This is a genomic window from Diaphorobacter sp. JS3051 (genome assembly GCF_015832135.1).
GTDB lineage: Bacteria > Pseudomonadota > Gammaproteobacteria > Burkholderiales > Burkholderiaceae_C > Diaphorobacter > Diaphorobacter nitroreducens.
Window position 1 is genome coordinate 489465 of sequence record NZ_CP065406.1, and the last position, 25319, is coordinate 514783.

21 protein-coding genes, 1 tRNA gene and 1 pseudogene are annotated in these 25319 nt (G+C 64.1%); 16 read left to right on the forward strand and 7 right to left on the reverse strand.

Annotation, left to right across the window (positions count from 1 at the left end; all coding sequences use genetic code 11):
- Nucleotides 1–163: 163 nt before the first annotated feature.
- Complete coding sequence (locus I3K84_RS02350) at nt 164–2803, forward strand: DUF349 domain-containing protein (protein WP_231403396.1); 2640 nt, start codon at nt 164–166, stop codon at nt 2801–2803.
- 69 nt (nt 2804–2872) lie between these two features.
- Here I3K84_RS02350 and I3K84_RS02355 read toward each other — a convergent pair whose 3' ends face one another.
- Nucleotides 2873–3436 (reverse strand): Rrf2 family transcriptional regulator, encoded by a 564-nt coding sequence (locus I3K84_RS02355; protein WP_011804935.1) that lies wholly within the window; start codon nt 3434–3436, stop codon nt 2873–2875.
- Nucleotides 3437–4158: 722 nt separating this feature from the next.
- Between I3K84_RS02355 and hutG the strand changes: the two genes are divergently transcribed.
- Entirely contained in the window at nt 4159–4983 is an 825-nt protein-coding gene (gene hutG / locus I3K84_RS02360) for an N-formylglutamate deformylase (RefSeq protein WP_196996058.1), read from the forward strand.
- A 308-nt stretch (nt 4984–5291) separates the two neighbouring features.
- On the opposite strand, the gene asd is transcribed toward hutG, so the two are convergent.
- Entirely contained in the window at nt 5292–6143 is an 852-nt protein-coding gene (gene asd / locus I3K84_RS02365) for an archaetidylserine decarboxylase (RefSeq protein WP_196995424.1), read from the reverse strand.
- A 209-nt stretch (nt 6144–6352) separates the two neighbouring features.
- Between asd and I3K84_RS02370 the strand changes: the two genes are divergently transcribed.
- From I3K84_RS02370 to I3K84_RS02390, 5 genes are all read left to right on the forward strand, one after another.
- Nucleotides 6353–7522 carry an HPP family protein gene (locus I3K84_RS02370; protein WP_196995425.1) on the forward strand — a complete coding sequence of 390 codons (1170 nt, stop codon included), beginning with the start codon at nt 6353–6355 and terminating at the stop codon, nt 7520–7522.
- A gap of 236 nt (nt 7523–7758) precedes the next feature.
- Nucleotides 7759–8025 (forward strand): translation initiation factor IF-1, encoded by a 267-nt coding sequence (gene infA, locus I3K84_RS02375; protein WP_011804941.1) that lies wholly within the window; start codon nt 7759–7761, stop codon nt 8023–8025.
- A 63-nt stretch (nt 8026–8088) separates the two neighbouring features.
- A tRNA-Pro gene (locus I3K84_RS02380) sits at nt 8089–8165 on the forward strand.
- A gap of 175 nt (nt 8166–8340) precedes the next feature.
- The gene (locus I3K84_RS02385; protein WP_196995426.1) at nt 8341–8643 is read left to right on the forward strand and encodes a hypothetical protein; all 303 of its coding nucleotides are present in this window, start codon (nt 8341–8343) and stop codon (nt 8641–8643) included.
- Between the two features lie 146 nt (nt 8644–8789).
- Nucleotides 8790–9560, forward strand: coding sequence for a heparan-alpha-glucosaminide N-acetyltransferase (locus tag I3K84_RS02390; RefSeq protein WP_196995427.1), 771 nt, complete (start codon nt 8790–8792; stop codon nt 9558–9560).
- Nucleotides 9561–9609: 49 nt separating this feature from the next.
- On the opposite strand, the gene I3K84_RS02395 is transcribed toward I3K84_RS02390, so the two are convergent.
- From I3K84_RS02395 to I3K84_RS02415, 5 genes are all read right to left on the reverse strand, one after another.
- The gene (locus tag I3K84_RS02395) at nt 9610–10395 is read right to left on the reverse strand and encodes a peptidylprolyl isomerase (protein WP_015913520.1); all 786 of its coding nucleotides are present in this window, start codon (nt 10393–10395) and stop codon (nt 9610–9612) included.
- 67 nt (nt 10396–10462) lie between these two features.
- Nucleotides 10463–10741, reverse strand: a complete 279-nt coding sequence (locus tag I3K84_RS02400; protein WP_011804945.1) for a BolA family transcriptional regulator — start codon at nt 10739–10741, stop codon at nt 10463–10465.
- Nucleotides 10738–11298, reverse strand: a complete 561-nt coding sequence (locus tag I3K84_RS02405; RefSeq protein WP_011804946.1) for a septation protein A — start codon at nt 11296–11298, stop codon at nt 10738–10740. The genes I3K84_RS02400 and I3K84_RS02405 overlap by 4 nt, the downstream gene beginning before the upstream one ends.
- The gene (gene msrB, locus I3K84_RS02410; protein ID WP_011804947.1) at nt 11295–11708 is read right to left on the reverse strand and encodes a peptide-methionine (R)-S-oxide reductase MsrB; all 414 of its coding nucleotides are present in this window, start codon (nt 11706–11708) and stop codon (nt 11295–11297) included. Before msrB ends, I3K84_RS02405 begins: the two co-directional genes overlap by 4 nt.
- Nucleotides 11705–13192, reverse strand: a complete 1488-nt coding sequence (locus I3K84_RS02415) for a YdiU family protein (protein ID WP_196995428.1) — start codon at nt 13190–13192, stop codon at nt 11705–11707. The genes msrB and I3K84_RS02415 overlap by 4 nt, the downstream gene beginning before the upstream one ends.
- A gap of 172 nt (nt 13193–13364) precedes the next feature.
- Between I3K84_RS02415 and I3K84_RS02420 the strand changes: the two are divergent.
- The 9 genes and pseudogenes from I3K84_RS02420 (at nt 13365) to I3K84_RS02460 (ending at nt 25269) form a co-directional block, all read left to right on the forward strand.
- Nucleotides 13365–15001: pseudogene (locus I3K84_RS02420) on the forward strand (3-(methylthio)propionyl-CoA ligase).
- Between the two features lie 139 nt (nt 15002–15140).
- Nucleotides 15141–16376 (forward strand): branched-chain amino acid ABC transporter substrate-binding protein, encoded by a 1236-nt coding sequence (locus I3K84_RS02425; protein ID WP_088886536.1) that lies wholly within the window; start codon nt 15141–15143, stop codon nt 16374–16376.
- A 75-nt stretch (nt 16377–16451) separates the two neighbouring features.
- Nucleotides 16452–17405, forward strand: a complete 954-nt coding sequence (locus tag I3K84_RS02430; RefSeq protein ID WP_011804951.1) for a branched-chain amino acid ABC transporter permease — start codon at nt 16452–16454, stop codon at nt 17403–17405.
- Nucleotides 17406–17411: 6 nt separating this feature from the next.
- Nucleotides 17412–18749: a branched-chain amino acid ABC transporter permease gene (locus I3K84_RS02435; protein WP_011804952.1), complete on the forward strand. Its 1338-nt coding sequence runs from the start codon at nt 17412–17414 to the stop codon at nt 18747–18749.
- Nucleotides 18749–19531 carry an ABC transporter ATP-binding protein gene (locus I3K84_RS02440; RefSeq protein WP_011804953.1) on the forward strand — a complete coding sequence of 261 codons (783 nt, stop codon included), beginning with the start codon at nt 18749–18751 and terminating at the stop codon, nt 19529–19531. The genes I3K84_RS02435 and I3K84_RS02440 overlap by 1 nt, the downstream gene beginning before the upstream one ends.
- Before the next feature lie 3 nt (nt 19532–19534).
- A complete protein-coding gene (locus I3K84_RS02445; RefSeq protein WP_015913514.1) occupies nt 19535–20230 on the forward strand; it encodes an ABC transporter ATP-binding protein in 696 nt (231 codons plus the stop codon).
- Nucleotides 20231–20422: 192 nt separating this feature from the next.
- On the forward strand, nt 20423–22522 hold the full coding sequence (locus tag I3K84_RS02450) for a 3-hydroxyacyl-CoA dehydrogenase NAD-binding domain-containing protein (protein WP_196995429.1): 2100 nt from the start codon (nt 20423–20425) through the stop codon (nt 22520–22522).
- Nucleotides 22523–22567: 45 nt separating this feature from the next.
- Nucleotides 22568–23743, forward strand: coding sequence for an acetyl-CoA C-acyltransferase (locus I3K84_RS02455; RefSeq protein WP_196995430.1), 1176 nt, complete (start codon nt 22568–22570; stop codon nt 23741–23743).
- A 341-nt stretch (nt 23744–24084) separates the two neighbouring features.
- On the forward strand, nt 24085–25269 hold the full coding sequence (locus I3K84_RS02460; protein WP_196995431.1) for a GGDEF domain-containing protein: 1185 nt from the start codon (nt 24085–24087) through the stop codon (nt 25267–25269).
- The last annotated feature ends 50 nt before the right edge of the window (nt 25270–25319 follow it).

Here is a 25319-nt window from a genome sequence, read left to right on the forward strand (position 1 = left end):
TCCCTCAGATTCCTGATCTGGCGCAGCGGGAAGGCGGTGTAAAACCGGGCGAAAATAGCCGCTTGTCCGTGAGCGATGCCCACCTACTGCTTGCGCTGTTGGCGCAAGGTGGCTCGCTTGCACCTCAATAAAATCCATGTTCCTTTTTTCTTCACGTAGCAAAATGTCCGACGCATCTGACGCGACCCCGGTCCCTGCCAAAACCAGCGAGCCGCATCCCCTTGATGCGTTGACAGGCGGCGCTTTCTCTGCGGCCACGTCGGGTGAACGCTCGGCACGCATCCGTGAATGGTTGTCCACCCAGCCTGGCGTGGAAAAGCTCCAGGAAGTATTCAAGGAATTGAGTGCGCGGGACAAAGGCGCCGCGCGCGCAGTGCGTGAGCGACTGGACGAGATTCGGCGCGCGGAGGGCCAGGAGGCGATCGCCGCCGAATGGGCAGCCAAGGCCGAAGCGCTGCTCGCAGCCGCCAAGCTCAACATTGCCGACGCGCTCGCCTGGCAGCGCGATGCGGCCAAGGCCGGCGCGCCGCTGTCCCGCGAACCTCTGTCGGTGCTCAAACAGCGTCTGAACGAGCGCGTGAAAACCATCGAAGACCTGCAGCATCGTGTTCAGGTGCAGCGCGAAGCCGCCGTTCTGCTCGCGCAGCGCATCGAAGTGCTCTCCACCAAACCGTGGAAGGATGCGCAGTCTGCGCTGGAACTGCTGAATGCCGATGTCGGCCGCTGGCAGGAGCAGGCCCAGGCACTTGCCGACGACAGTGCCTGGCCCAGCGTAGAGGCGCGCTTTCCCGCCTTGCTCGATGCTTCGCGCACCCAGCTGCTGGTGGTGTGGGAAGCGTTTCAGTCGGCATTGGCGCAGGCTGTCCTTGCGGCAGAAGACCCCTCGGCTCCCCTGCCGCCCGTGCCCGTGTGGTCCGACGAACTGCGCCAGGCGCGCGGGCTACCCCTAGAAGCGGGAGCCGCCGCCAAGACGCCTGCCCCCCGCCCATCCAAGCCGCAGGCGACTCCTGAAATGCGCGAGAAGGCCCTGCAGGCCGTTCAGGAGGCCCTGTCCAAGCTGGAGCAGGAAACCGCACAGGGCCATGGCAAGGCCAGCGCTGGCGCAGCGACTGCGCTGCGCGCCGTGCTTAAGGTGCACGGCAAGTTGATCGATGCCGAACTGGAGCAGAAAGTGCACGCCGCCCTCGTGGCCGCGGGCGAGTTGGAGGGCTGGCAGCGCTGGAGCGCCGACCAGGTGCGCGAGGATCTCGTGGCCCGGGCCGAGGCACTGCTGCGCAGGCCGGAAGGACAGTCCCTCGGCGGGCGCAAGATGCAGGAAACGCTGCGCCAGCTGCGCGAGCAGTGGAAGCAGGCCGACCAGGGGGCGCCGGCCAACCACGCCCTGTGGAAGAAATTCGACGATGCGTGCAATGCCGCGCACAAGGTGGTCGAGGGCTGGCTGGAGAAGGTGCGTGCCGAAGGTGCCGAACACCGTGCGCAGCGGTTGGCGCTGATCGAAGAGGTGAATGCCTGGGCCCAATCGCAAGCCGCTGCCGCTGCGCAGGACTGGAAGTCCTTCAGTCGTGCATTGCACCAGTTTGCCGAGCGTTGGCGCACCGGTGGCCATGTGAGCGAAAAGATGTTCGCTGAACTGCAGCCACTGTGGAAGCAGGCACTGGCGGCTGCCAGCGCTCCGCTGGAGGCTGCGCAGAAGGCCAGCCTGGAGCGCCGCCACGCCATGATCGAGGAGGCAGGCGCCCTGGGTGCGGCCCCAAGTCTGCGCATCGATGCCATCAAGGCCTTGCAGCAGCGTTGGCAGGCCGAGGCGCAGGCGGTGCCGCTGGATCGCAAGCATGAGCAGAAGCTCTGGGACGCGTTCCGCAAGCCCATCGACGAGGCGTTCAACCGCAAGTCGGCCGAACGTGAGCGCAGTGCCTCCGAGTTGAGCGCGCGCGACCGGGCCGTGCTGGAGGCATCCAAGGCGCTGGAGGCCGCCAATGCGTCGGGCGATGCGCAGAAGATCCGCGGTGCCATGGCCGCGCTGGAGCGCGCGCTGAAGGAGCCTGCCGGCGGATCGGGGGATTCCGAGAATTTGGATAAAAAAGCCGATCAAACCATTGATGGTCAAGCGCAAGCAGCTACTGATTCGGTAGCAGATCAAAACGATGCGCCGACTTCCAAACCCGTGCCTGCGGCGCGCCCGGTGGTGGCCGTGCGTGGCGATGACCGGCCGGGGGCGCGCAAGGCGGTGCCCGCGCAGCCCACGGTCGCCGGCCGTGGTGGCGACCGGCGTGACGGCCGCGGCCCACGGGACAGCGGTATGCAGGGGCGGGGGCGGGAGCGCGATGGTGCTGCTGCGCGAGGTCCGCGTCTGGGTGATGCGGCTTTCCGCGCGCAACGCGACGCCATGGAGCATGCGCAGGGCGCGCTGCGCAAGCTGGCGGCACAGGCCCATGGCGAAGCGCTCACGCAGCTGTTGTCGGCCTGGAAAAGCCGCGACGCTGCGCAATTGCCCAGCGTCCAGGAACTGGGCGGCAAGGTGCCCCCCACGGCGCGCACCGCCTGGTCGCAGGCGATTGCGGCACCTGCGGCCGGGGGTGCCCCGGAAGCATTGCTGCGGCTGGAGATCGCGGCGGAGGTCCCGACGCCCGCAGACCAACTGGCCGCACGGCGTGCTCTGCAGCTGCAGTTGCTCACGCGTCGCAACGATCCCTCGCCGGCGCAAACCTGGACGCAGGATGTGGCGCGCGTGCTGGAAGGCGCCAGCGACGAGGCAGGCGCGCGCCGCCTGCAGAGCGCATTGAAGGTCCTGCTCGGCAAATAGTCGGCGGTGTCGTCGCCCAGGGCGGGCATCCGTGTCGTTCCGGAGAAGGACGCTACGGATGCCGGCGCATCAACTCGTCCGGGTGCGCGGAACGGCAAGCCCCAAGGCAAATACGGAGTTCGGCACATCCCCTGACGGTAGCTGGGTTTTCGCTGCCCGTCGGCCTGTGGTGCTGGCGGGCGGGGCCACTACCACGGCTGCAGAATGGTCGGCATGGCAGGCGCTGGCTTCCCGTTGGGTCAGCAGGTCCGCCACCGTAATGGACTGCAGGTATTCCATGACACGCGAGTGAAAGCTGGCCCACAGCTCGGCCGTCATCTCGCCTGGTGCCGATGCGGTGCCGGTGTCCGTGCCCTTGTCATCGGCGCCGCCCATGTATTTTTCGGAGGCGATGACGATATCGGCCACGGAGAGTTCCTGTGGCGGCCGTGTCAGTGTGTACCCTCCGCCGGGCCCGCGAATGCTGTGGACCAGGCCGGCGCGGCGCAGTGCGCTGAAGATGTCTTCGAGATATGACAGGGAAATGCCTTGGCGGGCGCTGATGGAGGGAAGCGCGATCGGCCGGCCGTGGGAGCGCAAGGCCAGATCGGTGACCGCAGTGACGGCGAGTTTGCCTCGGGTGGTCAAACGCATGGTGCTGTTCCTGAGGGTAGGAAAAGGGCCTGAAGCCATCGGTCCGATGGTCAGGAGGGAAAAGAGGAAGGGGGTTGCACGCCGGAGTTGCGCGGCGCACCTGTCTCTCGCGTTCGCAGAACGCGTCCAGGCTGGCGCAACCTGTTAGGCGCGCGTAGTCCGGGACCTGGGAGGTTTAGGCTGCTTTTTCAGCACAGGGGAGAGGGCGGCTCTCTCCCATTGCGCGGGGCAACTGAACAAGCCATGGAGGAGCTTGCCGCGAAAGGCGCGTATGTTCTGATCGTCCGGTAGATCCTGCTGCGCGTCCATCAGGCCGTGCTCGCCTTCGGATAACGCGTCGTTTGCCACGGATGGGTCAGCGGCTATTGCCATTGCGGCCTCGCCTGCTGGTGCCAGCTGCACGGAGGCGACCGCTGGCCGCAGGTGTTCCACGGGTGGCACCTTGCCAAATGCGGAGACACCCACGCTCAGCAGGAAGTGGAGGGTGAAAACCGCAATCAACCATCTCGGCATGGTGGACAAATTATACGGGCGGGTCCTTAAAGCCCTTCGGCAATACATGAGGACAGTGATCTGACTCATTGGCCTTTGGCTACACGCGCGTGTGTCGTTGCCGGTGCGGCAGGTGGGACGGGATCCCTTGAGCCTCAAGATGATGCGCCATACTGCGGCCCAGGTTGCGCACTAACGCCAACTGTTGGTTCGCCCGCTTGTCCATTGCCATGAATGTCGTGCCTTCCGATTGCCCCCCTTTCACCTTCCACAGAGGCACCGCGCCACTGCTGGTTTCCATGCCCCATGTGGGCACCCATGTGCCAGACGCCATCGCAAGGCGCCTCAACCCCGAGGCGCGGAGCGTTCCGGACACCGATTGGCATTTGGAACGGCTCTACGGTTTTGCGAAGTCGATGGGAGCTTCAGTACTGGTCGCCACGCACTCGCGCTATGTGATTGACCTCAATCGCCCTCCTGATGACTCCAGCCTCTACCCAGGCCAGAGCGTCACTGCGCTGTGCCCTGTGGACGCCTTTGACAGCACGCCGTTGTATAGCGGCAGGCCCGTGCCGGACGCAGCCGAGGTCGCCGCGCGGCGCGAGGCATTGTGGGAGCCCTACCATACTCAGTTGCGGGAAGAGTTGAACCGTATGCGCGCCACCCATGGCGTGGCGGTGTTGTGGGATGCGCACTCGATTCGGTCGGTCCTTCCGCGCTTCTTCGACGGCACATTGCCAGACCTGAACCTGGGTACCGCCGGAGGCACGAGCTGCGATGCAGCGCTGGCGCAGGAGCTGTTTGCCATTGCCAAAACGGCACCCGACCACACGGCCGTGCTCAACGGAAGGTTCAAGGGAGGCTACATCACGCGCCGTTACGGCGAGCCTGCGCGCAACATCCACGCGGTCCAACTGGAGATGACACAGTGCAGCTATATGCAGGAGGCACCGCCGTTCAACTACCTGCCAGAGCGCGCCGGGCGCATTCAGCCCACGCTGCAACGCATGGTGGAGGCAGCACTCCGGTTCGCGCAGCAACGGTCATTGCGCTGACGCGCTAAGATGCGCGTATGCAGGTTTCCAGTCCCTCTCTCGTAGCGCAAGATCCGGCCGAGGCGCCGTGGGGATGGTCCAGACAATTCCGCATGCCGGTCTTCAAGCCGGGCACCCGGGTGAGGCGAGCCGGAAGTTGGGAAACTGTCAGCCATGTAGCACTGCGGCGCCAGGATCTGGCTGTGTACCTGGTGGGGCGCGCTGAACCCGTGGACCCCCTGGACCTGGAGCTCGAGCCCACCTTGTTTACCACTGCTCGGGTGCCAGAGAGGCACTGAACAGCGGGTATCAACGCACCAATAGGTGAACTAGATGCCGCAGCGGTGCGCCATGGCTTCACCCAACCGCACGGGCCGCGCTGCTTCCCATCCCGGCATGAACTGCACTGCGCCGCGGGGAAACAGCAGCACGACCGTGGAGCCCAGCAGAAAACGCCCCATTTCATCACCCTGACGAAGCACGACTTCTCGGTCCCGGTAATCCCAGCGGCGCGGTTGGCCGGTACGCGGCGGATTGACCTGGCCGTGCCATACCGTGGCCATGCTGCCGACAATGGTGGCGCCTACCAGCACGAGCGCCATGGGGCCCAGGGGCGTTTCGAACAGGCAGATCACACGTTCGTTGCGCGCAAACAGTCCGGGCACACCGCGTGCGGTGGTCGGGTTCACTGAAAACAATGCCCCAGGCACATGGTCCATACGCACCAGTCGTCCATCGCACGGCATGTGAATGCGGTGGTAGTCGCGTGGACTGAGATAGATGGTGGCGAAGCTGCCATCCTGGAACTGCGCGGCCATTTGGGCGTCGCCGCCAAGCAGAGCCGCGGTGGAGTAGAGGTGGCCTTTGGCTTGAAAGATCTGGTCCTGCTCGATAGGACCGATCTGGCTGACCGCTCCATCCACAGGGCATACCACCGCAGCATCGGCAAGCGGGCGCAGTCCAGGGCGCAACGCACGTGTAAAGAAGTCGTTGAAGGTTGCGTAGCTCGCAATGTCCGGATTGGCCGCCTCGCTCATGTCTACGCCGTAGCGCGCCACAAACCGGCGGATGACCGCGGTGGTCAATTGGCCCGCGCGCGCAGACGCCATACGTCCGGCAAACGAGGTCAGGGCTTGTTTGGGTAACAAGTACTGAGGCAGTACGGCGATACGATCAGACACGTGGCGGTAATCCTGGTGATGGAGTCGGATGATTCTAAGGGGGAGGGTGGATTGCGCCGCAGCCGTGCGTCCCGTGCGTTGTGGATGCCCGTAATGGCGCAAAAAACCATATGCCCTGCAAGTTCAGGGCTTGCCCGGATAATGCGCGGCTTCCTTGAGCAACGGCCGCCGCGCCGATTCTCTGCGCGGCTTGGCGCCTTCTCCCATTCATGTCTGCACCCCCATTCCCTCGCACAGACGCTGCGGTAGAGCCGCCGACGTCAGCCTTACGGCGCGTCGCTGGCTGGCTGCGACTTTTCTGGCCGGCGCCTGCAGGCGTCAATCAGCGCGAACGCTTGCGCATGGTGTCGGGTATCGCGCTTTGCGTGGCCGTGGTGGCGCTGTTTGCGCATTGGTTCGGGGCTGGCCTGCCGGTCCCGTGGATGGTGGCCTCGCTGGGCTCCAGCGCGGTACTCATCATTGCGATGCCGTCCAGCCCCCTCGCCCAGCCGTGGCCAGTGCTGGCGGGCAGCGTGCTGTCGTACATGGTAGGCGTTGCCTGCGCCACGCTGGTTCCCCACGTCCCTCTGGCCTGCGGCGCAGCCGTGGGACTGGCCGTGGCGGTCATGCTGGCATTGCGCTGCCTGCACCCCCCAGGCGGGGCGATGGCCTTGTTCGCTGTGCTCAATCCGCAGGACGGCGCGGCTTTTGCGGTATTTCCGGTGCTGCTCAATATGCTGGCGCTGGTGTTGATGGGGATGGCCTTCAATCACTTGACCGGGCGCAGCTATCCGCATGCACAAAGAGCGCGGGGGGCCGCGCATAAGGGATCTGGCGCTTTCATCTCGGCCGACTTGGATGCCGCCTTATCGCACTACAGCCAAGTGCTGGATGTCAGTCGCGCCGACCTGGAGGGGCTTTTGCACTTGGCTGGCAAAGCCGCCTTCCAGCGCACGCTTGGCGAGCTGCGATGCGGCGAGATCATGTCATCACCGGTGCATGCGGTGGTTGCCGAGACGCCCCTCAAGGATGCCTGGGCGCTCATGCGCAAGCACGCCGTCAAGGCGTTGCCGGTAGTGGACGGGGCGCGCAGGGTGGTCGGCATCGTCACGGTGGCAGACTTCATGCGTCTGGCCAATCTGGACATGCATGAAGGCATGGGCCAGCGTCTACGCTCGCTCATCATGGGGCGGCCCAAACGTCCCGAGCAAGTACAAGGCCTGATGTCGTCTCCCGTGCAGCAGGTGCTGTCTGAACAGCATGTGATGGATCTGGTGCCTCTGTTCTCCGAGGCGGGGCACCACCACATTCCGGTGGTGAACGATGCGCAGGAACTGGTTGGCATCATCACGCAGACGGACCTCGTGAAGACCTTGGCTGCCGCGGTTGCCCGGCCATAGGCCCGGCTTCGACATCGCAGTACAATTCCGCCGCTTATGTACAGTGCTTCGCCTGTCCATTGAAGCCGTTTCCCCGGCCTTACGGCCTCCTGCGCCTTTGGTGCAGCAACTCACCTGCCTGCATTGCACCTTGCTTCGAGCCCCTCAAGGGCCGATGCGGCCCTTGGGTTAGTGGACGCATCGGCTTTTTCCAGGCGCCGCCATAGATAATTGTTATCAAGAAACTGACCACACACATGGCCAAAGAAGAACTGATTGAAATGCAGGGTAGCGTGACCGAAGTCCTGCCGGATTCGCGCTTTCGCGTGACGCTGGACAACGGCCACCAACTCATCGCCTATACCGGCGGCAAGATGCGCAAGCACCATATCCGCATCCTGGCCGGCGACAAGGTGTCGCTGGAGATGTCGCCCTACGACCTGACCAAGGGCCGTATCACTTTCCGCCACCTTGCAGGGCGCGGCCCTGGGCCGGGCACCGGCTCGTCATCTGGCAATCGCTGAGTGTGACAAATACCGCCGATTTTTGGCGGTGAACAGAATCTGGCAGGTTAGAATGCCAGCTGTCGGAGCGTAGCGCAGCCTGGTAGCGCATCTGCTTTGGGAGCAGAGGGTCGCGAGTTCGAATCCCGCCGCTCCGACCAATTGAATCAAGGGGTTAGGTCTATTGACCTAACCCCTTTTGTCTTTGATTTTGCGGGCTGCCATGTTCGCTGGTCAACGGTGACAGACAATTCCCGCTGGGCTCCTCCGACACCGTCTTACATCAGTGCCGTCCCTGTCTTCCTAGGATGATTTTTTCATTGCAGGAGCAGAAGCATGTCTGAAGAAGCAGTATTTGGCACGGCGCCTCTTTCCGAAAGGCTGGCGGCAGACCAGAAACAACGCGCACGCGACCGTGGACATTTCAACAACTACGGTATGCGGGACGACTCCACGGACGAGCCTATCGTGGATGGTGAAAATGCGGCGGACGGCGGCCAGGCGCGACGCTTTGGAGCGGGTGGCGATGAGTCTACCTATGCAAACCGGCACGGCCGATTCCAGGAAGCAGGGCAGCCCAGCGCCGGGGAGCCTGCTATGAATTTGGTGAACGAGCCAACGTCTGCAAAGAAACCTTAATGCGGCGGCATCGCCCTGATACGCACCCCATAATTTAGCGCTCCCTCTGGTTGCTGGGTTGTCCTGATCGGGCGAGTACTGGAGAGGGGGATCATTGAAGGCTGGCTTGAAGCGCCAGCCTTTTTCCTGGACTTGTGGGACGCGTTTTGTTGACGATCGCTCAAAAAACTGCCGAGAGACGCCATGACCGACTGGACGCATTGCGCGGGTTCGCCATGGTATGGATGACGGCCTTCCATTTCTGCTTCGACCTCAGCCATTTTGGCTACTGGCCCCAGGACTTCCGGGCAGATCCCTTGTGGACTGTGCAGCGAACCCTCATCGTCAGTCTGTTCCTGGGATGTGCGGGGCTGGGACAAGCCGTGGCTTGGCAACGTCAGGTTGGGTGGGCGCGTTTCGCCCGGCGCTGGAGCCAGATCACGGCCTGTGCATTGCTGGTAACGTTTGGCTCTTTTCTGATGTTCCCGCGCAGCTTCATTTACTTTGGTGTGCTGCATGGCATGGCAGTGATGCTCGTCATCACGCGGCTGACGGCAGGGTGGGGCAGGTGGCTGTGGTTGGCCGGGCTGCTGGCACTGGTGTCGCCTTGGGTCGCAGGCTGGGCGCTGCAGGGGCCTCTTTCAGAATGGGCGCCGCTATTCAATGGGCGGGGCCTCAACTGGTTGGGCTGGATTTCGCGAAAGCCCTTTACCGAGGACTATGTGCCGCTCTTTCCGTGGCTGGGCGTTATGTGGTGGGGGACGGCGGCGGGGCAGTGGCTCGTTGTGCGTTCGGACGGCTGGCTGTCCCGCCCGTTGCCGCGTGTGGTAGCGCCCCTGGCTGGTTTGGGACGCTATAGCCTCAGCTATTACATGCTGCACCAGCCGGTTCTGATCGTAGGACTGTTGCTGGCTGGCTGGCTGGTGGGACGGGCATAAAAAACGCGGCCCGAAGGCCGCGTTGTCGTGCGCGAGGCGCCTGTAGCGGTTACTCCACCTTGGCCTTGGCGCGCAGGTCTTCCTGGAACTTCGCCAGTTTCTGCTGCTGCAGTTGCTGGGCGATCTGGGGCTTGACCTCTTCCAGCTTCGGCAGCTGGGCTTCGCGCACATCGTCCAGGCGGATGACGTGCCAGCCGAACTGGCTCTTCACGGGGGTCTGGGTCATCTTGCCTTTCTCCAGCTTCACCAGCGCTTCCGTGAACTCAGCCACGTAGCTGCTCGGGCTGGCCCAGTCCAGGTCGCCACCGCGGGCGCCGGATCCGGGGTCCTTGGATTGCTTCTTCGCGATGTCCTCGAACTTGCCACCCTTCTTGATGGAAGCAATGATGGCCTTGGCCTCGTCTTCCTTTTCGACCAGGATGTGGCTGGCCTTGTATTCCTTGCCAGCGTTGGCGGCCACGAACTTGTCGTACTCGGCCTGGATCTCGGCATCGGTCACGGCGTTGTTCTTCTGGAAATCCACGAACAGTTCACGGATCAGAATGGTCTGGCGTGCCAACTCCATCTGGGCCTTGTAATCGGCAGAGCCTTCCAGGCCGCGCTTTTGCGCTTCCTGCATGAAGATCTCGCGGGCGATCACTTCTTCCTTGATCTGGTTTTCCAGTTCGGGCGTGACCGGGCGGCCCGAACGCTCCACCTGCTGCTTCAGGACTTCGGCACGTTCCTTGGGAACCGCCTTGCCATTAACGATGGCGAGGTTTTGCGCGGCAACGGGCAATGCCATCGTGCCCAGCACGGCTGCGGCCACGAGGCCGGACAAGAGCTTTTTCTTCATTGAGAATCCACTGATTGGGAAATAGGCTGCAGACGACTGGCTGCAACGCCCTTGGATCGGGGTTGTTTCAGAGAGTTTCAATGGCAATGGCGTGGGCGCCTTGGTCAATGAAAATCTGCAGCGCATCATACACAAGGCGATGCTGTGCAACCTTGCGCTTGCCTGTAAATAACGGTGACGCGATGCGCACGCGGAAATGGGTGCCAAACCCGGTTCCATTGGCGCCGGCATGGCCTTCGTGCTGCCAGCTTTCGTCCACCACTTCCAGATGGGTGGGCGATAGTGCGGCGCGCAGGCGTTCGGCCATGGCCTCTGCCGTGATAGCGATGGAGGGCGTGGTGTTCATGGTTGCAGGTCCTTGGGCGCGGCATCGCCCTCATCCTTGACGTGGCGGCTCAGGTACAGCGCCTGGGCAATGACGAAGGCGAACATCAGGCCGATGCCTCCGAACAGTTTGAAGTTCACCCAGGTGTCGGTGTCGAAGTTGTAGGCCACCCACAGATTGAGTACACCCATGGTGGCGAAAAAGCCCGTCCAGCCCCAGTTCAGGTTGCGCCACACGGGCGCGGGCAGATCGATCTGAGCGCCCATGAGTGACTGGATGAAGTTTTTGCGGAACACCAACTGGCCGACGAGCAAGGTGCCGCCCATGAGCCAGTAGAGCACGGTGGGCTTCCATTTGATGAAGGTTTCGCTGTGTGCCAGCAGGGTGGCGCCGCCGAACAGCACGATGACGCCCAGGCTCAGCCATTGCAGGGGTTCGACCTTGCCGTGCTTGAGGCGGATGTAGCCGATCTGCACGACGGTGGCGGCAATCGCCACGGCCGTGGCCACGTAGATGCCCCAGACCTTGAATGCGGCGAAGAACAGGATGATCGGAAAGAAGTCGATGAGCAGTTTCATGGCGCCGGGGGTTCAAAATCGAGCGAGGCGGAGTTCATGCAATAGCGCAGACCCGAAGGAGCCGGGCCGTCGGGGAAGACATGGCCCAGGTGGGCCCCGCATTGTGCACACACGGTCTCGGTGCGCACCATGCCGTGGCTGCGGTCCTCGATCTCCCGAATGGCACCGGGCACGGCAAGCGAGAAGCTGGGCCAGCCGCAGCCCGCGTCGAACTTGGTGTCGGAGTCGAACAGCTTGGCACCGCAGCAGACGCAGTGGTAACTGCCGTCGGCCCAGTGGCCTTCGTACTTGCCGCTGAAGGGCCGCTCGGTGGCCGCGTGACGCGTGACCTGGTAAGCCGCGGGCTCGGCGCCCTTGGCCTGCAGCAGCGCCTGCCATTCGTCTTCGGTTTTCTGGATGGGGTAGGTCATGAGGAACAGCTGATGGAGATGGAGGACGCCCAGTCGGGCGGAAAGCCGGCGTAGGCCTCGTGCCCCGGGTGGTCGTCGAAGGGGCGCGCCAGCAACCTTTGCAATATTTGGAGTTCGGAGAAGTCCCCGAGTTTCGCGGCGCGAATCGCCTGTTCGCCCAGGTGGTTGCGCAGCACGAAGCGTGGATTGGTTTTATGCATCAAATCGGCTGCTAGCGCCCATCCATCAAGCGCTAATAGCTCCTTATATTGTAGCAACCAGGCGTCCAGAGCTGCACGGTCCAGGAACAGATCGCGCACGGGTTCGAAATCCTCCGTGGCTACTGCACCGGACAGCCGGCGCCAGAAGATGGGGTAGTCCACGCGGTCGGCGGCCAGCAGGCGCAACAGGCCATCGACCCATGCGGCGTCGCCTTCGCGCGCCTGCTGCAGGCCGAGCTTGGCGCGTATGCGCGCCAGGAACTGCCGGCCAAAGCTGCCTTCGTACGACTGCAGCGCGGCGCGCGCCGTGTCCACCTCGCCGATCAGCGGCAGCAGCGCCTGGGCCAGACACAACAGGTTCCAGTACGCCACGCTGGGCTGGCGGTCGAAGGCGTAGCGGCCGCGCACATCGCTGTGATTGCAGATGTGTCCGGGGTCGAAAGCATCCAGAAACTGGAAAGGCCCGTAGTCCATCGTGAGGCCCAGGATGCTCATGTTGTCGGTGTTCATGACGCCATGGCAAAAACCCACGGCCTGCCATTGCGCCAGCAGTGCAGCGGTGCGCTCGCTCACGGCATGCAGCAGTGCGGCGTAGGCGTTGCCTTCCCATTCCTGCGAGCGGCGGCAGTCGGGGTAGTAGCGGTCGATCACGTAGTCGGCCAGGGCGCGCAGCTCGGCTTCCTGGCCGCGCGCCGCGAAGTGCTCGAAGTGGCCGAAACGGATGAAGCTGGGCGCTACGCGCGTGACCACGGCGGCGGTTTCCACCTCCTCGCGCTGCACGGGCGCGGGCGAACCGGTCACGCACAGCGCGCGCGTGGTCGGTATGCCCAGCGCATGCATGGCCTCGCTGCACAGGAATTCGCGGATCGACGATCGCAGCACGGCGCGGCCGTCGCCCATGCGCGAATAGGGCGTGCGCCCGCTACCCTTGAGCTGCACCTCTTGGCCTGTGGCGGTTTCGCCCAGCAGGATGGCACGGCCATCGCCCAACTGGCCGGCCCACACGCCGAACTGGTGGCCGCTGTACACGCTGGCCAGCGGCTGGCTGCCGGGCAGCAGGGCGTTGCCTGTGAAGGCCTGCAGTGCGTCGTCGCGCTGCTGCCAGGCTTCGGGCAGGCCCAGCAAGGCGCCTACCTCGGCGCTGGTGCCCACCCAGTGAGGCTGGGGCAGGGGAGTGGGGCGCAGCGGCGTGAAGAAGGCCGAGCCCAGCGCGGCGAAGCCCGGCTGCCAGGCGGGCACCAGTGGCGCGACCGGGGTAGCGTCAGGGGTGGGGGCAAACGTCATGCGGGGATTGTCCCCCGGGCCCCTATGCCCCGCCCTGGGCCAAGGCCTTGTGCGCGGGGGCCGGCGCGAACGTGGGATTTCTCCGGATGGCTCCGTGGCTGGAAAGCCCCATGTTCCCCGCTACGATGGCGCAGTCTTCGTACACCCACAATTCATTACCAAAGGAGCATCCATGCTGGGCCTGATGCAGAGCCAACCTCTCTTGATTTCCTCGTTGATCTCGTTCGCCGAGCGTCACCATGGCGACGGGGAAATCGTCTCGCGCCGCGTGGAGGGGGACATCCATCGCTACACCTATCGCGACCTGGCCCGGCGTTCGCGCCAACTGGCCAATGCCCTGGATGGGCTGGGCCTGCAGTTCAGCGACCGCGTGGCCTCGCTCGCCTGGAATGGCTACCGCCACATGGAGATGTACTTCGGCGTGAGCGGCTCGGGCCGCGTGCTGCACACCATCAACCCGCGCCTGCACCCTGACCAGATCGCCTGGATCGTGAACCATGCCGAGGACCAGGTGCTGTGCTTCGACATGACCTTCCTGCCGCTGGTGCAGGCCGTGCATGCCAAGTGCCCCACGGTCAAGAAATGGGTGGCGCTGTGCGACAGCGACAAGCTGCCTGCGGACTCGGGCATCCCCGGCCTTACCAGCTATGAAGACTGGATCGGCGGCGCGTCGGCCGAATACCAGTGGCCCACGTTCGACGAGAACTCCGCCTCCAGCATGTGCTACACCAGCGGCACCACGGGCAACCCCAAGGCGGCGCTGTACAGCCACCGCTCCACCACGCTGCATGCCTATGCCGCTGCGCTGCCCGATGTGATGAACCTCTCGGCGCGCGACGCAGTGCTGCCCGTGGTGCCGATGTTCCACGTCAACGCCTGGGGTATCCCGTACTCGGCGGCCCTCACGGGCTGCAAGGTGGTATTCCCCGGCCCCGCGCTGGACGGCAAGTCGGTCCATGACCTTATCGAGGCCGAAGGCGTGACCTTTGCCGCGGGCGTGCCCACCGTGTGGCAGATGCTGCTCAACCATGTGAAGTCCGCGGGCCTGAAGTTCAGCACCCTGCGCCGCACGGTCATCGGCGGGTCGGCCTGCCCGCCCGCCATGATCACGGCCTTCCAGGACGAGTACGGCGTGTCCGTGCTGCACGCCTGGGGCATGACCGAGATGAGCCCGCTGGGCACGCTGTGCACGCTCAAGAACAAGCACCTGCAGATGGGCAAGGACGAGCAGATGCACATCCTGCAAAAGCAGGGCCGTGCCATCTATGGTGTGGACATGAAGATCGTCGGCGCCGATGGCCAGGAGCAGCCCTGGGACGGCAGAGCTATGGCGATCTGCTGGTGCGCGGCCCCTGGATCCTGGACACCTACTACAAGGGTGAGAGCCCGCTCATAAGGGATGAGCAGGGGCGTGGCTGGTTTCCCACGGGGGATGTGGCCACCATCGACCCGGATGGCTTCATGCAGATCACCGACCGCAGCAAGGACGTGATCAAGTCCGGCGGCGAGTGGATCAGCTCCATCGACATCGAGAACATCGCCATGGCGCACCCTGCCGTGGCGATGGCTGCCTGCATCGGCATGCCGCACCCCAAGTGGGATGAACGCCCGATCGTCGTGGTGGCCCTGCGTCCGGGTGCCCAGGTCACGCGCGAGGAACTGCTCAAGTTCTACGAGGGCAAGACCGCCAAGTGGCAGATCCCCGATGACGTGGTGTTCGTCGATGCGATCCCGCTGGGCGCCACCGGCAAGATGCTCAAGACCCGCCTGCGCGAGCAATTGGCGGGCTACCAGTTGCCCGGCCTGTGAGCGCGCCCCGGCCGGTGCGCAAGGGACTGTTCCTGCGCGCCGGTCACATGGGTGATAGCTGCTAGGGGCAATCCCTGAACGGCGCCTCGTTGCATCCCTTGTACGCTGCGGCGTATTCATTCTCACAAGGAGACGAGGCATGAAGTTCGCTATCAAAATGGTAGCTGCTAGCGCAATCTTTGCATGTGCTGGTGGCGCATTCGCCCAAAAAGGGGAAACCGTCAAGATCGCCTGGCTCGATCCGCTGTCGGGCCTCATGGCCGCGGTGGGCACCAACCAGCTCAAGAGCTTCCAGTTCATCTCCGAGGAGTTCAACAAGAAGAACGCGTCGGGCGTGAAGTTCGAGATCATCGGCATCGACAACAAGCTCAGCCCGCAGGAGACTACCAGCGCACTGCGCTCCGCCATGGACCAGGGCGCGCGCTACGTGGTGCAGGGCAATGGTTCGGGCCCGGCGCTGGCCATCATCGACGCACTGGAAAAGCACAACGCGCGCAATCCGGGCAAGGAAGTCGTCTACCTGAACTACGCGGCGGTGGACCCTGACCTCACCAACAGCAAGTGCAGCTACTGGCACTTCCGCCTGGATGCCGACACCTCCATGAAGATGGAGGCCATGACCACCTTCATCAAGGACCATCCTGAGGTCCAGAAGGTGTACCTGATCAACCAGAACTATTCGCACGGACATCAGGTCTCCAAGTACGCGAAGGAGAACCTCAAGCGCAAGCGCCCTGACGTGCAGATCGTGGGCGACGACCTGCATCCGCTGGCGCAGGTGCGCGACTTCGCGCCCTACATCGCCAAGATCAAGCAGTCGGGTGCGGACACGGTGATCACGGGCAACTGGGGCTCCGACCTCGCGCTGCTCATCAAGGCCGCCAACGATGCAGGCCTGAACAACGTGAACTTCTACACCTATTACGGCGGCGTGACAGGCAGCCCCACAGCCATGGGCGCAGGTGCCGCGGGCCGGGTGTACATGGTGTCGTACAACCACTTGAACCTGCCGGGCGAGATCGGTCGCATCGTGGGCGACTACAAGAAGAAGTTCAACGACGACATGTACACCGGCGCCGTGTACCACGCCTTCTCCATGCTGGATTCCGCCTTCGTGAAGGCCAAGTCCACCGATCCCGTGAAGGTGGCTGCTGCGATGGAAGGCATGAAGTTCAACAGCTTCAACGGCGAAGTGGAGATGCGCAAGTCCGACCACCAGTTGCAGCAGGGCCTGTTCGTGACCCGCTGGGAAAAGGCGGGCGACAAGTATCCCCGCGATGCCGAGAACACCGGCTACACCTTCGTGCCGGTGAAGTACTACGAGCCCTATGTGGCCAGCACGCCCACGTCGTGCCAGATGAAGCGGCCTTCCTGATGTAGTTCCTGGTGGGACGACCTTTGGGGCCCGAGTCTCCTCGGGCCTTTTTTTCACCTGCTGCGCGGTCTTGCGATGAATCTTGAGTTTTTCGTGATCTCCCTGCTCAACGGCGTCAGCTACGGTCTGCTGCTGTTCATGCTGAGTTCGGGGCTGACGCTGATCTTCAGCATGATGGGCGTGCTCAACTTCGCGCACACCAGTTTCTACATGCTGGGCGCGTACTTTGCGTACACCTTGTCGGGTGCCATCGGCTTCTGGCCCGCGCTGGTGGTGGCACCGCTGCTGGTGGGGGCGCTGGGCGCGGTCTTCGAGCGCTATGCGCTGCGCCGCGTGCACAAGTTCGGCCATGTGCCCGAGCTGCTGGTCACCTTTGGCCTGTCGTACCTGATCCTGGAGGTGGTGCAGCTGGTGTGGGGGCGCTCCACCGTGCCCTATGGCCTGCCTGCGCAACTGCAGGGGCCGCTCTTCACCCTGTACGGCACGCAGTTTCCCAAGTCGCGCTCCTTCGTCATGCTGGTGGCGGTGCTGATGCTGCTGTCGGTCTGGCTGCTGCTCACGCGCACCCGCATCGGTTTGGTGATCCAGGCGGCGCTCAAGCATCCGCACATGGTGGAGGCCCTGGGCCACAACGTGCCGCGCGTGTTCATGCTGGTGTTTGGCGGCGGCTGCGCGCTGGCGGGGCTGGCCGGCGTGATCGGCGGCAATACCTACGTGACCGAGCCGGCCATGGCGGCCTCGGTGGGCTCCATCATCTTCGTGGTGGTGGTGGTCGGGGGCATGGGGTCGCTGGCGGGGGCGTTCCTGGCGTCACTCATCATCGGACTGGTGCAGACCTTTGCGGTGGCGCTGGACTATTCGCTGGTGCATGCCTTCGCCCGCCTGGGCGTCCAGGTCACCGAACAGACCTTTGGCTACCCGCTATTCAAGCTCACCATCTCGCAGGTGGCGCCGATCCTGCCGTACCTGTTCCTCGTTCTGATCCTGATCTTCCGGCCCAAGGGCCTGCTGGGCACGCGGGAGGATTGAAAGGCCATGCACACCACTTCCTCTGCACCTTCGACCGCGGCCGCCGGGGGCGCCGTGCGGTACTACCGCTTCAAGCCCTTGAATGTGGGGCGCATCGTCATCTGGAGCCTGTTTGCCCTGGCGCTCGTCGTGGCGCCCCAACTGTTCACCAGCAGCCTGGCGCTGACGATGCTGTCGCAGATCGGCTACGCGATCATCATCTGCCTGTCGTACAACATCCTGCTGGGGCAGGGCGGCATGCTGAGCTTCGGCCACGCCGTGTACACCGGCCTGGGCTCGTTCCTGGCGGTGCACGCCATCAACATGGCCAGCGACGGGCGACTGCCCATCCCGCTGGTGCTGATGCCGCTGGTGGGAGGGCTGGCGGGCATGTTCTTCGCCGTGCTGCTGGGCTATGTCACCACCAAGAAGTCCGGCACCACCTTCGCGATGATCACACTGGGCATCGGCGAACTCGTGGCCTCCATGGCGCTGATGTTCCCCGAGTTCTTCGGGGGCGAAGGCGGCATCACCACGGACCGCGTGTACGGCCGGCCGGTACTGGGCATCACGTTCGGCCCGGCGATCCAGGTGTACTACCTGATCGCGGCGTACTGCTTCGTGTGCACGGCCGCCATGTTTGCCTTCACGGGCACGCCGCTGGGGCGCATCCTCAACGCCGTGCGCGACAACCCCGAGCGTGTGGAGTTCATCGGCTACAACACGCAGCGCGTGCGCTACTTCGCCTTCATCATCGCCGGGTTCTTCGCGGGCATCGGCGGGGCGCTGGCGGCCATCAACTTCGAGATCGTCACGGCCGCCGACAGCGTGAGCGTGGTGCGCTCGGGCAGCTACCTGCTGTTCACCTTCCTGGGCGGGGCCACGTTCTTCTTCGGCCCCATCATCGGCGCTGTGCTGCTGGTGCTGGCGTCGGTGCTGCTGTCCGAGCTGTCCAAGGCCTGGCTGCTGTACCTGGGCCTGGTGTTCCTTTTCATGGTCATGTATGCGCCCGGCGGCATTGCCAGCCTGATCATGATGAATCTGCGCCTGGCCAAGTACGGCAAGCTGCGCGGCATCATCAGCGCCTACCTGGCGCTGGGCGGCACGGCGCTGGTTGCGGTGCTGGGGGCTGCAGCGATGATCGAAATGACTTATCACCTGCAGCTGAACGAGGCGCTGGGGCCGCAGCTGGAGTTTCTGGGTGCGACGCTGAACGCCAAGAGCGTGGCGAGCTGGTTCGGCGCCGGCTTCGTGTTGGTGACCGGCGTGGGGCTGTTCGAACTCTGTCGAAGGCAGTTCATGCGGCAGTGGGGCGCGATCCAGGAAGAGATCGAGCACGAGATCAAGCGTGGGGAGGCAGGCTGATGGCGGACCAGGCAACCTATGCGCTGGAGCTGCGCGACCTGCGCAAGAGCTTCGGCAAGACCGAGATCATCCGCGGCGCCAACCTGGCGGTACGGCCCGGCGAACGCGTGGCCGTCATCGGACCCAACGGCGCGGGCAAGTCCACGCTGTTCAATCTCGTCAGCGGGCGGTTCGCGCCCACCAGCGGAGAAGTGCTGCTGCACGGCGCGCGCATCGACGGCAAGCAGCCCTTCGAGATCAACCGCATGGGGCTGTCGCGCAGCTTCCAGATCACCAACATCTTTCCCAAGCTCAGCGTGTTCGAGAACCTGCGCTGCGGCGTGCTGTGGAGCCTGGGGTACCGCTATGCGTTCTGGCGCTTCCTGTCCAGGTTGCAGGATGCCAACGACCGGGCCACGCAGCTCATGGAGATGATCAAGCTGGACAAGAAGCGCGACACCCTGGCCATGAACCTGACCTATGCCGAGCAGCGCGCTCTGGAGATCGGCATCACCATTGCCGGCGGCGCCAGCGTGATCCTGCTGGATGAGCCCACTGCGGGCATGAGCAAGAGCGAGACCACGCGCTTCATCCACCTCATCAAGGAGGTCACGCAGGGCCGCACCCTGCTGACCGTGGAGCACGACATGGGCGTGGTCTTCGGCCTGGCCGACAAGATCGCCGTGGTGGTGTATGGCGAGGTGATCGCCTTCGACACGCCCGAGAACGTGCGCGCCAACCCGCGCGTGCAGGAAGCCTACCTGGGCTCCGTCATTGCCGCGCAGCAGGCCGGGGGACATTGAGACATGCTGAAAGTCGAGAACCTGCACGCCTACTACGGCAAGAGCCATGTGCTGCACGGCGTGGGATTTGACGTGCAGCCGGGCGAGATCGTCGCGCTGCTGGGCCGCAACGGCTCCGGCCGCTCCACCGCGGCCAAGGCCGTGATGGGCCTGGTGGACTGGCAGGGCACGCTGCAGTGGAAGGGCCAGGACCTCAATGGCAGGAAGGCCTACGAGATCGCCCATCTGGGCATCGGCTACGTGCCCGAAAGCCGCGACGTGTTTCCCAACCTCACCGTGCACCAGAACCTGCTGCTGGGCCAGAAGGGCAGTGGCAGGGATAGCCGCTGGAGCTTTGACGACATGTACGAGATGTTCCCGCGCCTGAAGGAGCGCCGCAACATCGAGGCGGGCGTCATGTCCGGCGGCGAGCAGCAGATGCTGACCCTGTGCCGCACGCTCATGGGCGACCCGGACCTCATCATCATCGACGAGCCCACCGAGGGGCTGGCGCCCAAAATCGTCGAACTGGTGGGCGAGTACCTCACGCGGCTCAAGCAGCGGGGCATCTCCGTGCTGCTCATCGAGCAGAAGCTCACCATCGCCATGACCATCTCCGACCGCGCGCTGGTCATGGGGCACGGCAGCATCGTCTTTCAGGGCACGCCCGACGAGCTGCGTGCCAACAGCTATGTACGCAAGGAGTGGCTGGAGGTTTGAGGGCTTGGTTGGCCTTTAGCCCATTGTGGATGAGCGCTGTCAGCTATCAAAAGGATAGTTAGATGTCGGTGTGCGCTGCACGCTTGTCCCGGCTGAGACAAAAAACTGCGACCCCTGCCTCTAGACTTGCGTGCTAAAAACGCACGAGCGTACTTTTCTTTCATCCACCCGAGATTCAAGAGGAACGACAGCATGACGGCTGAATACCAGGTCCACGGCGACGTGGCCGTGATCACCCTCAACAACCCGCCCGTCAACGGGCTTGGCCTGGCCACGCGCCAGGGCATCGTCGATGGCCTCGATCGCGCCCAGGCCGACGCGGCCGTCAAGGCCATCGTCATCACCGGCGCGGGCGGCGCCTTCTCGGGCGGCGCCGACATCAAGGAGTTCGGCACCGACAAGTCGCTGCAGGAGCCCAATCTGCACTCCGTCATCAACGCTGTCGAGAACTGCACCAAGCCCGTGGTGGCTGCCATCCACACCGTCTGCATGGGCGGCGGGCTGGAGCTGGCCCTGGGCTGCCACTACCGTGTGGCCGCGCCCGGCTGCAACGTGGCGCTGCCCGAGGTGAAGCTGGGCATCCTGCCCGGCGCGGGTGGCACGCAGCGCCTGCCGCGCGTGGTGGGTGTGGAGGCAGCGCTGAACATGATCGTCAGCGGCGAGCCGGTCAAGAGCGAGATGATCGGCGCCGTGCCCGGCCAGAAGCTGTTCGACAAGATGGCCGCGTCGCCCGAATCGCTGGCCGAGGAAGCGCTGGCCTTCGCCCGAAGCGTGGCGGACGTGCGCCCGCTGCCGCTGGTACGCAACCTGCCGTGCAAGCACCCCGAGGGCGATGCGTACTTCCAGTTCGCGCGCAACATGGTCAAGGGCATGGCCAAGAACTTCCCCGCGCCCGCCAAGTGCGTGGACGCCGTGGAGGCGGCCACCAAGCGCAAGTTTGCCGACGGCCTGGCGTACGAGCGCGAGCTGTTCATCAACCTGATGTGGACGCCCGAGTCGCGCGCGCTGCGCCACCTGTTCTTTGCGGAGCGTGCCGCGAGCAAGATCCCCGACGTCCCGTCCGAGACTCCCAAGCGGGACATCAAGAAGGTCGGCGTGATCGGCGCGGGCACCATGGGTGGCGGCATCAGCATGAACTTCCTGAACGCGGGCATCCCCGTGACCATCCTGGAGATGAAGCAGGAGGCGCTGGACCGCGGCATCGGCACGATCCAGAAGAATTACGAAGCCCAGGTCAAGAAGGGCAAGCTCAAGGAAGACAAGTACCAGCAACGCATGGCCCTGCTGTCCACTACGCTGAACTATGCCGACCTGAAGGACTGCGACCTGATCATCGAGGCCGTGTTCGAGGAACTGGGCGTGAAGGAAGCCGTGTTCAAGCAGCTCGACGCCGTGGCCAAGCCCGGCGCCATCCTGGCGTCCAACACTTCCACGCTGGACGTGGACAAGATCGCCGCCTTCACCCAGCGTCCGCAGGACGTGGTGGGCATGCACTTCTTCAGTCCCGCCAACGTGATGAAGCTGCTGGAAGTGGTGCGCGGCAAGGCCACGGCCAAGGACGTGCTGGCCACCGTGATGGCCCTGGCCAAGAAGATCAAGAAGACGGCCGTGGTCTCCGGCGTGTGCGACGGTTTCATCGGCAACCGCATGATCGAGCGCTACAGCCAGCAGGCCGGCTTCCTGCTGGACGAAGGCTGCACGCCCGAGCAGGTGGACAAGGCCATCGAGAAGTTCGGCTTCGCCATGGGCCCGTTCCGCATGGGCGACCTGGCCGGCAACGACATCGGCTGGGCCATCCGCAAGCGCCGCGCCGTCGAGCAGCCCGACATGAAGTACAGCAAGACGGCCGACCTGCTGTGCGAGATGGGACGCTTCGGCCAGAAGACCGGGGCGGGCTGGTACGACTACCAGGCTGGCAAGCGTGACGCGATTCCCAGCGACGTGGTGAACCAGATGATCGAGGAGCACCGCAAGGCCCTGGGCATCACGCCGCGCAAGGTGAGCGACGAGGAGATCGTGCAGCGCCTGGTCTATGCGCTGGTCAACGAGGGCGCCAAGATCCTGGAAGAGGGCATCGCCAGCAAGTCGAGCGACATCGACATGGTGTACCTGACCGGCTACGGCTTCCCCATCCACCGCGGCGGTCCCATGCACTACGCCAGCGAAGTGGGCCTGTTCAACGTGGTGCAGTCCATGAAGCGCTTTGCCCGCAACCCGCTGGATGACGCACGCGCCTGGGAGCCCGCGCCGCTGCTGGCCCGGCTGGCCGCCGAAGGCAAGGCCTTTGCCTGAGCGCCCGTTCGTCCGCCTGAAGCACGCAGAACAAGGAATATTGCAATGACCTCCGCAGTGATCGTTTCCACCGCCCGCACGCCGCTCGCCAAGAGCTGGAAGGGCTCGTTCAACATGACCCACGGCGCCACGCTGGGCGGCCACGCCGTGCAGCACGCCGTGCAGCGCGCGGGCATTGACCCCGCCGCCGTCGATGATGTCATCATGGGCTGCGCCAATCCCGAAGGCGCCACCGGCATGAACATTGCGCGCCAGATCGCGCTCAAGGCTGGCCTGCCCGTCACCACATCGGGCATGACCATCAACCGCTTCTGCTCCTCGGGCCTGCAGACCATCGCCACCGCCGCGCAGCGCATCATCGCAGGCGAGGGCGAGGTGTATGTGGCCGGCGGCGTGGAAAGCATCTCGTGCGTGCAGCAGGAGATGAACCTGCACATGATCCAGGACCTGGCCCTGGCCAAGCAAAAGCCCGAAATCTACTGGAGCATGCTGCAGACCGCCGAGCAGGTGGCCAAGCGCTACCACATCGGCCGCGACGCAATGGACGAGTACGGCGCCGCCAGCCAGCAAAAGGCCTGCGCCGCCCAGGCAGCCGGCCTGTTCGACGCCGAGATCGCGCCCATCACCGTCACCGCGGGCATCGCGGACAAGACGCAGGGCCTGATCACCAAGCAGGTCACCGTGAGCCGCGACGAGGGCACACGCGAGGGCACCACCAAGGAAGGTATCAGCGGTATCCGCCCGGCCATGCCTGGCGGGCTGATCTCGGCGGGCAACGCCAGCCAGTTCTCGGACGGCGCGGGCGCCTGCGTGGTGGTGGGCGAGGACTACGCTGCTCGCAACAACCTCCAGCCGCTGGGCCGCTTCCTGGGCTTTGCCGTGGCTGGTTGCGAGCCTGACGAAATGGGCATCGGCCCCGTGTTCGCCGTACCGAAGGTGCTCAAAAAACTGGGCCTGACGGTGCAGGACATCGACCTGTGGGAGCTGAACGAAGCCTTCGCCGTGCAGGTGCTGTACTGCCGCGACAAGCTGGGCATTCCCGCCGACCGCCTGAACGTGAACGGCGGCGCCATCGCTCTGGGCCACCCCTACGGTGTTTCGGGCCAACGCCTCACGGGCCACGCCCTCATCGAAGGCAAGCGCCGCGGTGCCAAGCGCGTGTGCGTGACCATGTGCATTGGTGGCGGTATGGGCGCGGCGGGCGTGTTTGAAGTGCTGTAAGCGCTGATCCGCTTTCGGACTGAAACAACAAGCGCCCCGCGCAGACGATGTGGTCTGCGCGGGGCGCTTGCTTTTATTTTGATAGCTGTCTGCGCTTGCTGCATGGGCGGTAGCAGGAGAAACGAGCGATATTTTTGTGACACGGGTTCCTGTACAGGGAGCGACGCAGCGAGCCAGCCGCTGGAGGGGGCTGCAAGCGTCCTGAAGTTCCGCCCAGCAGGCGGCTGCGTGTGCGGACGATTAAACTCCTCTGAATTACTGGTTGTTACAACAATCCCTGCCCGTCGTCCTGGCTTGGACGACTCGCCCTAGGGTCGGCCAAGTCCCCTTTGAATATCCCCATGGTCGCAAGCGTTCTCGTTGGCATGCTCTGCGCGCATCTGCTGTGCTTTGCGGTGATGTTCTTGCTGATCAGCAAACGGCTGCATGGGCAAAAAATGGGGATGGATCTTTTCGCGCTCGGCAACTTTCTACTGGGCTCCGCCTATGTGCTGCAGCTGCTGGAGGGCGGCCCCGCCTGGAGTCCGATGAGTGTGGTGAACCACACGCTGACGCTGGCCTCCCCGGTGGTTTACTGGCTCGGAGCCATGCGTTTCTTTGGGCACGCCGTCCCCTTGCTGTCTCCACTTCTCGTATTTGGGGCGCTCTACAGCCTTGCGCAGGTACTGGTGCAATGGAGCGTGGGGCCGGTGGCACGCTACGCCATGCTTTCAGGGGGATCGGCACTCCTGTTTTTTGTGATGGCCCTGACGGTGATCTACGGCGCTCGCACATTTGCCAAGGATCTGTATGGCGAGATGGTCTTTTTTGCCGCGCTGATCAGCGGCCTATGCGTACTTAACGCGCTCAAGTTCATGAAGCTTCTGGATGGCGGCCTGGATGCATTGCAGATGGACCGCCAGTTCCAGCTGGTGTTCTACATCTACATGTCATTCCTGGCCACGGTGCTGCCGCCATCGATCGTCTGGCTGGTTCTGCGCCGCTTGACCGATCAGTTGCGCCATATCGCTGCGCGCGACCCGATGACGCAGTTGCTCAATCGGCGAGGTCTCACCGAGGCGCTGCAGCTGTCTTTCAACCAGCGCCGGGCGGAGCATGCGCACTTGCTCGTTGTCGACGTTGACCACTTCAAGCGGATCAACGACACCTACGGCCACCACGCCGGAGACACCGTCCTGTGCCGCGTTGCGGAGATACTCCAGGCCACGGCGCGCCGTGGCGATTTGGTAAGCCGTCTGGGCGGGGAAGAGTTCGCGGTGATCTGCCTGAACACCGACTTTCCCGGGGCCATGCACATGGCGGAGCGATTGCGTGCAGCCATCGAGACGCAAACCATCGACATTGCAGAGGGCGGTCATCCGCTGCAGTGCACGGTCACGGTCGGGGTTTCACAGGGCTTTGCAGATGCACACGCCTTGGAGGCAGCCCTGCAACAGGCCGACGCGGCTCTTTACCGTGGCAAAGCCGCGGGACGCAACCGCGTCGAAACGGCCGGGCCGTCAATGGCCACCCCTTCGTACGCCTGAATGACGGGCAATACCGAGACGCCCAGACGGTGATTTGGCCAAAGCCCCGG

What these genes read in the sequence shown, in the direction of transcription:
- I3K84_RS02455 (WP_196995430.1), top strand. Translation starts at nt 22,568, where the DNA reads ATGACCTCCGCAGTGATCGTTTCCACCGCCCGCACGCCGCTCGCCAAG.
- I3K84_RS02445 (WP_015913514.1), top strand. Translation starts at nt 19,535, where the DNA reads ATGCTGAAAGTCGAGAACCTGCACGCCTACTACGGCAAGAGCCATGTG.
- I3K84_RS02350 (WP_231403396.1), top strand. Translation starts at nt 164, where the DNA reads ATGTCCGACGCATCTGACGCGACCCCGGTCCCTGCCAAAACCAGCGAG.
- msrB (WP_011804947.1), bottom strand. Translation starts at nt 11,708, where the DNA reads ATGACCTACCCCATCCAGAAAACCGAAGACGAATGGCAGGCGCTGCTG.
- I3K84_RS02450 (WP_196995429.1), top strand. Translation starts at nt 20,423, where the DNA reads ATGACGGCTGAATACCAGGTCCACGGCGACGTGGCCGTGATCACCCTC.
- I3K84_RS02440 (WP_011804953.1), top strand. Translation starts at nt 18,749, where the DNA reads ATGGCGGACCAGGCAACCTATGCGCTGGAGCTGCGCGACCTGCGCAAG.
- I3K84_RS02435 (WP_011804952.1), top strand. Translation starts at nt 17,412, where the DNA reads ATGCACACCACTTCCTCTGCACCTTCGACCGCGGCCGCCGGGGGCGCC.
- I3K84_RS02415 (WP_196995428.1), bottom strand. Translation starts at nt 13,192, where the DNA reads ATGACGTTTGCCCCCACCCCTGACGCTACCCCGGTCGCGCCACTGGTG.
- I3K84_RS02355 (WP_011804935.1), bottom strand. Translation starts at nt 3,436, where the DNA reads ATGCGTTTGACCACCCGAGGCAAACTCGCCGTCACTGCGGTCACCGAT.
- I3K84_RS02430 (WP_011804951.1), top strand. Translation starts at nt 16,452, where the DNA reads ATGAATCTTGAGTTTTTCGTGATCTCCCTGCTCAACGGCGTCAGCTAC.
- I3K84_RS02425 (WP_088886536.1), top strand. Translation starts at nt 15,141, where the DNA reads ATGAAGTTCGCTATCAAAATGGTAGCTGCTAGCGCAATCTTTGCATGT.
- I3K84_RS02395 (WP_015913520.1), bottom strand. Translation starts at nt 10,395, where the DNA reads ATGAAGAAAAAGCTCTTGTCCGGCCTCGTGGCCGCAGCCGTGCTGGGC.
- I3K84_RS02405 (WP_011804946.1), bottom strand. Translation starts at nt 11,298, where the DNA reads ATGAAACTGCTCATCGACTTCTTTCCGATCATCCTGTTCTTCGCCGCA.
- I3K84_RS02460 (WP_196995431.1), top strand. Translation starts at nt 24,085, where the DNA reads ATGGTCGCAAGCGTTCTCGTTGGCATGCTCTGCGCGCATCTGCTGTGC.
- hutG (WP_196996058.1), top strand. Translation starts at nt 4,159, where the DNA reads ATGAATGTCGTGCCTTCCGATTGCCCCCCTTTCACCTTCCACAGAGGC.
- I3K84_RS02370 (WP_196995425.1), top strand. Translation starts at nt 6,353, where the DNA reads ATGTCTGCACCCCCATTCCCTCGCACAGACGCTGCGGTAGAGCCGCCG.
- I3K84_RS02400 (WP_011804945.1), bottom strand. Translation starts at nt 10,741, where the DNA reads ATGAACACCACGCCCTCCATCGCTATCACGGCAGAGGCCATGGCCGAA.
- infA (WP_011804941.1), top strand. Translation starts at nt 7,759, where the DNA reads ATGGCCAAAGAAGAACTGATTGAAATGCAGGGTAGCGTGACCGAAGTC.
- I3K84_RS02385 (WP_196995426.1), top strand. Translation starts at nt 8,341, where the DNA reads ATGTCTGAAGAAGCAGTATTTGGCACGGCGCCTCTTTCCGAAAGGCTG.